A 6088-nucleotide genomic window follows, 5' to 3' on the forward strand; every position below is an offset into this window, starting at 1 on the left:
AACACCACGTTCAGGCAATCCCACACAACTCACCCCCAACAAAAACAAAAAAAGACCCAAAAAAAAGCAAGAAGAAGAAGTTTATGAGGAAGATGAAGACGACGAACAAGAAGAATACGACGATGACGAATATGACGACGACGATTATTAAAACAAAACACACACCTACGCCCCGGCATCCAATACACCACCCTACATCAAATCTCACCCTCTAAAATAAAACAATCAAAAAAAACAAAAAAGGAGAAAACAATAAATGACAAATAATCAACCTACCCCCTCCCCACAATCTAACCAAACAATACAACAAACCAAAAAACCTTTAAGACATATTAAAGGTTTTTTTACTTTAATACTGGTTATCTTAATCCAATATTTCGCCTATAATTTATTTAAAAATTTATACCAAGAATTTTATCCTACTATCACCTTAGATAAAATGAAAAACCTAAATTTTTCTTTAAATCACTTTTTACAAATCATGTTATTCACCTATTTCCAATACCATTTAACTAAATATTATTTAAAAAACATCAATTCCCACATGTTAACAAAACGCACCCGCCGTCTAGCCCAAAAACAATACTACGAGGAAATGATGACTTTATTCAAACAAGATGAACAATTCAAACAAAATGTTATCGCTCAGGCAGAAAGAGATTTAACCGCCCAAATCAAACAAGATGACGCTTTATCCAAAGTCGAAGTGCTAAAACCAGCGCTCTATCTCCAAACCAAAAACGAAATTCATTCTGCTACCAAACAATTAGAAACCGAAATCGCCAACACCAAAAAAGAAAACGAGCAATTAAAACACCAACTCGCCCAATATAAACAAAACAAAAACTCATAAAATTTAAAACAACCAACATCAAGTTCACAAACAACTAAAAGAAAGGAGGGGATAAAATGGAAAACCAAAAAACCAGTTATCTTTTAGTAGCCACTTATGCCTTTTTTAAATTTTTAAAAATATTTTTTATTATCATCACCTCTTTATTCATCGCTCTTTATTATTTATACAAAACCTCATACACTTTAACTTTCAAACGTCTAAAAAACGGTCGTTTCATGAAAGCACTAAAATCATTAGAACAACAATCCCAAGCGAGAAAAAATCATGTTTGAAAATATATTGACATTATTAAGCAACATTTCCGCTTGGTTCACCAGTATTTATAATTTCCTCGCCAACACTTTCAACATCATAGTAGATCATTGGCAAAACAATCATCATGCGGTTGTAAGAATAACTATGGTAGTGGTTTTTTTCAGTTTACTCCCTTTCATTCTTTTAGGTTTGGATTATATTTTCGCTGTTATTTTGAATATTTTAAAATTTATCTATTATCTTTTAGAAAACATTTTTTATTTCATCACCAAAATCTTTGGTTTTAAAATAGAACAAAAAGCCATCTACATCAAAGACGGTCAAAAATACAAATTCATCTATAACCGTAAAACCCAAAAACTGACATTAAAATCAATCAAAAAAATAATCCAAGAAGAACCGCCCTCCGAACAAAACACCCACACCATCTATGAAAACGACTAAAACAACAACGTTCAGGCAATCAACACAACAAATAAAATAAAAACAAAAATCAAAGGAGAAAACAACCAATGACATCCAACAATCAAAATTACGAAACAGCAAGAACCGTTCAACACACAAACGACGCAGGCTTAGGCGTTTTAAGTGAATATAACAACCAACATCAATTATTGAAAACAACAACTTTTCTACAATTAACCAACACCTTACGCCAATACACTACCTACACTTACGATTCTCAAACACAAAAATGCAAGCAAACAACTACCTACCGTTCTGACAGAACAGTAGATTATACAACAGATTATAATCCTAATACCGGTCAAATGACAAAAATTACCTACTACCGCCCTAACGGCTCAGTTTATGAATCTATCGTTTTCCATTATGAAACCCCTCATTCTACAAGATGGTTTGACACCACTCATTATCACGAGAACGGCACCGAAGGCAGTATTCTTAATTTTTAACAACCACCACACACCACGCTCCGGCAAGAAAAAAACCATCTATGAAAAACAATCCCTCAAAAAGGAAACAAACGCCATGTCCGACAAACAAAAACAACGTTTAGGCCAATTCTACACCCGCCAAAACACTTGGTTAACTACCCCTGTTTTAGATTTCATCCAAAAAAATCTCCCACCCAACACCATCGTGTTGGACCCCTTCGCCGGCGAAGGACATCTCCTCAAAACCATCCAAACCCATTTTCCTCACCAACCTTTAAACTTCGCCGGCTTAGACATTAACCCCGAGTTAAAACAATGGCCTACCAACGACAGTTTATCCCATCTCCCTTTAAACCAAAAAGACAAGTATTTTTTCATCACTAACCCTCCTTACTTATCCAAGGTCAGTTGTAAAAGAAAAAAATATATGACAATATATCAAAAATATTTCGCCAAAAAACCTTGGCAAGATTTATATTTAATCGCTTTACACAAAATGATAGCTACTAATCAGCCCGGCGTCGCCATTGTCCCAGAAACATTCATCAACAACACGACTTTTAATAAGGACCAAATCAATCGCATTATCATTATTGAGGACAACCCCTTTAATGATACAGAAATCCCCATTTGTGTGGTGTGTTTCAACGGTTCTCCCACCGAAAAACAAATCATTTATAAGAACAACCAAAAAGTAGGTCCTCTTTCAGTTTTAGAAAAATTAAAACCGACTCTTTCTCAACCTTTATTAAAAGATTTACAATTCAATAATTTTCGTGGTCCCATCGCTTTAAAAGCTATTGATTATAAAAACCCATCAGCTCGTATCCTCTTTTTACCTACCACCCAATTAAATTACGATCTATCCCAAATAAAACATTCTTCACGCGCCATCACTGTTTTACACAGTGCTGTTTTCGCCCTCTTAAACCCCACCCAATTAAAACAATTAATCCAAGATGCCAACGATATTTTAAACGAGTTTCGCCAAAAAACCCAAGACGTGCTGTTATCACCTTTCAAAGGGAATAACAACCACAACCAAAGAAGGCGCCGTCTAGATTTCACCTTGGCACGCAACATCATCGAAAAAGCATATTTATTACAATCAGAAAGGAAAGAAAAAATATGAAAAACATTTATTCCCAAGCATATCAGCAACAATTAAAAATTAATTTAAACAAATTTGACATCAAAGACTCTAAGGTCCAAAACAAAATCCACAATTTTTGCAAGAAATTCGGTTTCAACCATGAAGAAGTTATTCAAAATATTTCTACCAACCCCTTTTTAAAATCTTTTTTCATCAAAGATCCTTCTCACCAAAATGTTTATAAAAAAACGTTATTCTCTCACTTACAAACCATCCCCTTTATCAATAAATTACAATTATTAGAAACTGATAACGAACAACCATCATATATCGTGCAACAAAAAGTCGTCCACGACTCCCCCGTTCCAACCGGCAAAGTCAAATCCGCCGACATTTATTTCAAAATAAACGGTTTACCATATGATTTTTATGTATACCACAAATACACTAAAAACAAAGGCGGTTCCCAAGACAGTCAAAAAAACGAAATTATCAAAGTGATGCAAACAGCTCGTAATTTAACCGGCGCCATCAACAAAAAAATCAAAGTGTTGATCGTTTTAGACGGCAATTACTACACCAACAAAATTTTAAAAGAATTACAAACCTCCGCTCCCAACAATTTCCACATTTTAAACTCCACCCACATTGCCCCCTTTTTAAAACAATTACAATAACCCCCAACAAAAAAACAACCACCTAAAATCAACAACAATCCCCACAACCCCACGCTCCGGCATCCAACACAACAAATAAAATAAAAACAAACCCCAAAGGAGAAATCAAAAATGAACGAAAACACATCCCACCAAAATCATTTCGACACTATCCATCTCAGCGCCATCCATTATAACGAACAAAAACAAAAAATAAAAGAATACTGGTCCGAAAAGGACGGCATCCTTTTCGGCACGATCGATTATGACCCTACAACAGGACACCGCACAAAGGAAACACTGTTTCACCCCAATGGCACAATCAAATCCGTCTACCATTTTTAACCAAATTTACGAGGAGAAAACAAAAAATGACAACCAACAATTCCAACAAAAAAATTATCCGTTCCAATCATTGTGGTTAGCAAGAAATCAACAAATACAACGCGAACGACAAATTAATCAAACAAACCACTATCCATCCGCACGGCTACCTGTTATTCATCAACAAATACGATCCCCACACCCACCACAAAATCCAAACTACCTACTACAATCCCAACGGCACTATTTGGTTCCGCGAAGAATATCATCCCCAAACAGGTAAATCAACCAACTTCACCCTCTACACCTATTAAATCCACAAAAACAAAAAAAATCACCACGTTCAGGCATTAACACAATCTCAAACATAAAAAACAAACAAAAAAAGGAGAAAACAACCAATGACATCCAACAACCAAAATTACGAAACAGCAAGAAACACTCAACATATAAATGATTACGGCTACAAAGTAATCACTGAATACAATAACAACGATCAAAGAGTCAAAGAAACCACCTACCGCCCCTCCTTCTACCCCGACGGTTATCTCGACCACATCGCCTATTACGACCCTCAATCTCAAACATGTATCAAAGATCTCTCCTACGACGAGAACACCCTAGACTATATTGAAGAGAACGACTCTCAAACAGGCTACATGACTAAACACATCGACTACTTCCCCGACGGCTCCATTTTCTATATCTCCACCTACGACCCCCAATCCGGCGACTACATCGACGATCTCGTTCTCTCAGATTTAACCCCTGTCGAAGAACAACAACTCCAACAAGAATATCAAAACGCCCAACAAGCATACAAAGATGCCGTCCAATTATATCACTCCACCCAAAACAAATAATAACCTACAAAATAAAACAAAAATCAAAGGAGAAAAAAAATGAGTTTAACAATAAAACAAATAAAAACAATGACCCCTGACGAATTAAATAAATATTTCAATAAAAACCTTGCCTTCAATCTTTTTGTAATAACCCCATCAAAAGTAAAGATTTTATCAGGAGAACAAATTGCAAAACTTGATCCTGGTAATTTCTACGTCTTTCCATGGAGATGTTTAACCAAAAAACAAAGAAAATATTTAACCGCCGAACAATTAGAGGTTATCAAAGAAAACAAAAAAGACGGCCCCATATACTAATCAACCCCCAACAAAAAACAAAAATAAAAGGAGAAAATAATAAATGACAAACAATCACAACAACCACGCTCAGGCAGAAAAATCAACACCCAACAACAAAACAACCACCTGCATCGACTCGTTCGTCTACAAAACCATCACCGAATACAATTTTTCTCAACACATAATCAAAACAACCGAATATAATCTCAACAACACTATCTCCTCCATCGCCGAATCCAACCTCCAATCCAACAAACGCATCAAATCAACCTACTACAATGATGACGGCATTCTCCATTCTATCAATGGCTACGACCCCAAAACAGGCATCAAAACAAAAGGCACCGTCTACCGCCCCGACGGCTCCATCAACTACGTCCGTTTTTACCACCCCCAATCCGCCAAACACACCAAAACCACTACTTACAACCTCGACAATTCCATCAAAAGAACCTACTACATTAAATGACCAACACCATTTTCACAACCCACAAAACAAAACACACACCACGCTCCGGCAAGAGAAAAACAACTCTCAAAAATAATCAAAAACCCCAAAGGAGAACAAAAAAATGACAAACAACACCCACCAAAAACCCACCATCCAAATCATAATGCAAATAATCACTACTGTTTTGACTATCGCGTTTATCACTACCGCTTCGGTAGTGATCTACAAATACCAACAAACCAAAGACGCTCAAACCACTGAACGTCAAACCATCGAAGACAAACGCTACGCCGAAAAAACCGCCCAAGAACAAAAACATTACGAAGAACAACAAAACTTCCAAAAACAATTACTGAAATTAAAAAGAGCCAAACAACAATCTATGGCAGAATATAACGACAATTTAACCCAA

The 6088-nt window shown here is 36.0% G+C and carries 12 protein-coding genes; all 12 read left to right on the forward strand.

The genetic code is table 11. The features are described 5' to 3' along the window. Nucleotides 1-256: 256 nt before the first annotated feature. The gene (locus tag HR065_RS01240; protein WP_178734107.1) at nucleotides 257-853 is read left to right on the forward strand and encodes a hypothetical protein; all 597 of its coding nucleotides are present in this window, start codon (nucleotides 257-259) and stop codon (nucleotides 851-853) included. A gap of 56 nt (nucleotides 854-909) precedes the next feature. Further along, on the forward strand, nucleotides 910-1128 hold the full coding sequence (locus HR065_RS01245; protein WP_178734108.1) for a hypothetical protein: 219 nt from the start codon (nucleotides 910-912) through the stop codon (nucleotides 1126-1128). Then, on the forward strand, nucleotides 1121-1555 hold the full coding sequence (locus HR065_RS01250; RefSeq protein ID WP_178734109.1) for a hypothetical protein: 435 nt from the start codon (nucleotides 1121-1123) through the stop codon (nucleotides 1553-1555). Before HR065_RS01245 ends, HR065_RS01250 begins: the two co-directional genes overlap by 8 nt. A 68-nt stretch (nucleotides 1556-1623) precedes the next feature. Continuing rightward, on the forward strand, nucleotides 1624-2025 hold the full coding sequence (locus HR065_RS01255; RefSeq protein ID WP_178734110.1) for a DUF2963 domain-containing protein: 402 nt from the start codon (nucleotides 1624-1626) through the stop codon (nucleotides 2023-2025). Beyond that, nucleotides 1943-3139: a hypothetical protein gene (locus tag HR065_RS01260; protein WP_178734111.1), complete on the forward strand. Its 1197-nt coding sequence runs from the start codon at nucleotides 1943-1945 to the stop codon at nucleotides 3137-3139. The genes HR065_RS01255 and HR065_RS01260 overlap by 83 nt, the downstream gene beginning before the upstream one ends. Then, nucleotides 3136-3777, forward strand: coding sequence for a hypothetical protein (locus HR065_RS01265; protein ID WP_178734112.1), 642 nt, complete (start codon nucleotides 3136-3138; stop codon nucleotides 3775-3777). The genes HR065_RS01260 and HR065_RS01265 overlap by 4 nt, the downstream gene beginning before the upstream one ends. A 111-nt stretch (nucleotides 3778-3888) precedes the next feature. Beyond that, a complete protein-coding gene (locus tag HR065_RS01270) occupies nucleotides 3889-4101 on the forward strand; it encodes a DUF2963 domain-containing protein (RefSeq protein WP_178734113.1) in 213 nt (70 codons plus the stop codon). 158 nt (nucleotides 4102-4259) lie between these two features. After that, a complete protein-coding gene (locus HR065_RS03795) occupies nucleotides 4260-4394 on the forward strand; it encodes a DUF2963 domain-containing protein (protein WP_420885486.1) in 135 nt (44 codons plus the stop codon). An 87-nt stretch (nucleotides 4395-4481) separates the two neighbouring features. Next, nucleotides 4482-4943 (forward strand): DUF2963 domain-containing protein, encoded by a 462-nt coding sequence (locus HR065_RS01280; protein WP_178734114.1) that lies wholly within the window; start codon nucleotides 4482-4484, stop codon nucleotides 4941-4943. 39 nt (nucleotides 4944-4982) lie between these two features. Next, nucleotides 4983-5243 (forward strand): hypothetical protein, encoded by a 261-nt coding sequence (locus HR065_RS01285; protein ID WP_178734115.1) that lies wholly within the window; start codon nucleotides 4983-4985, stop codon nucleotides 5241-5243. A gap of 43 nt (nucleotides 5244-5286) precedes the next feature. After that, nucleotides 5287-5694 carry a DUF2963 domain-containing protein gene (locus HR065_RS01290; protein WP_178734116.1) on the forward strand — a complete coding sequence of 136 codons (408 nt, stop codon included), beginning with the start codon at nucleotides 5287-5289 and terminating at the stop codon, nucleotides 5692-5694. Nucleotides 5695-5797: 103 nt separating this feature from the next. Next, nucleotides 5798-6088 (forward strand): hypothetical protein (locus tag HR065_RS01295; protein WP_178734117.1); only part of this gene is annotated, 291 nt, incomplete at its 3' end.

The sequence above is a fragment of the Candidatus Phytoplasma pruni genome (assembly GCF_013391955.1).
Lineage (GTDB): Bacteria > Bacillota_I > Bacilli_A > Acholeplasmatales > Acholeplasmataceae > Phytoplasma.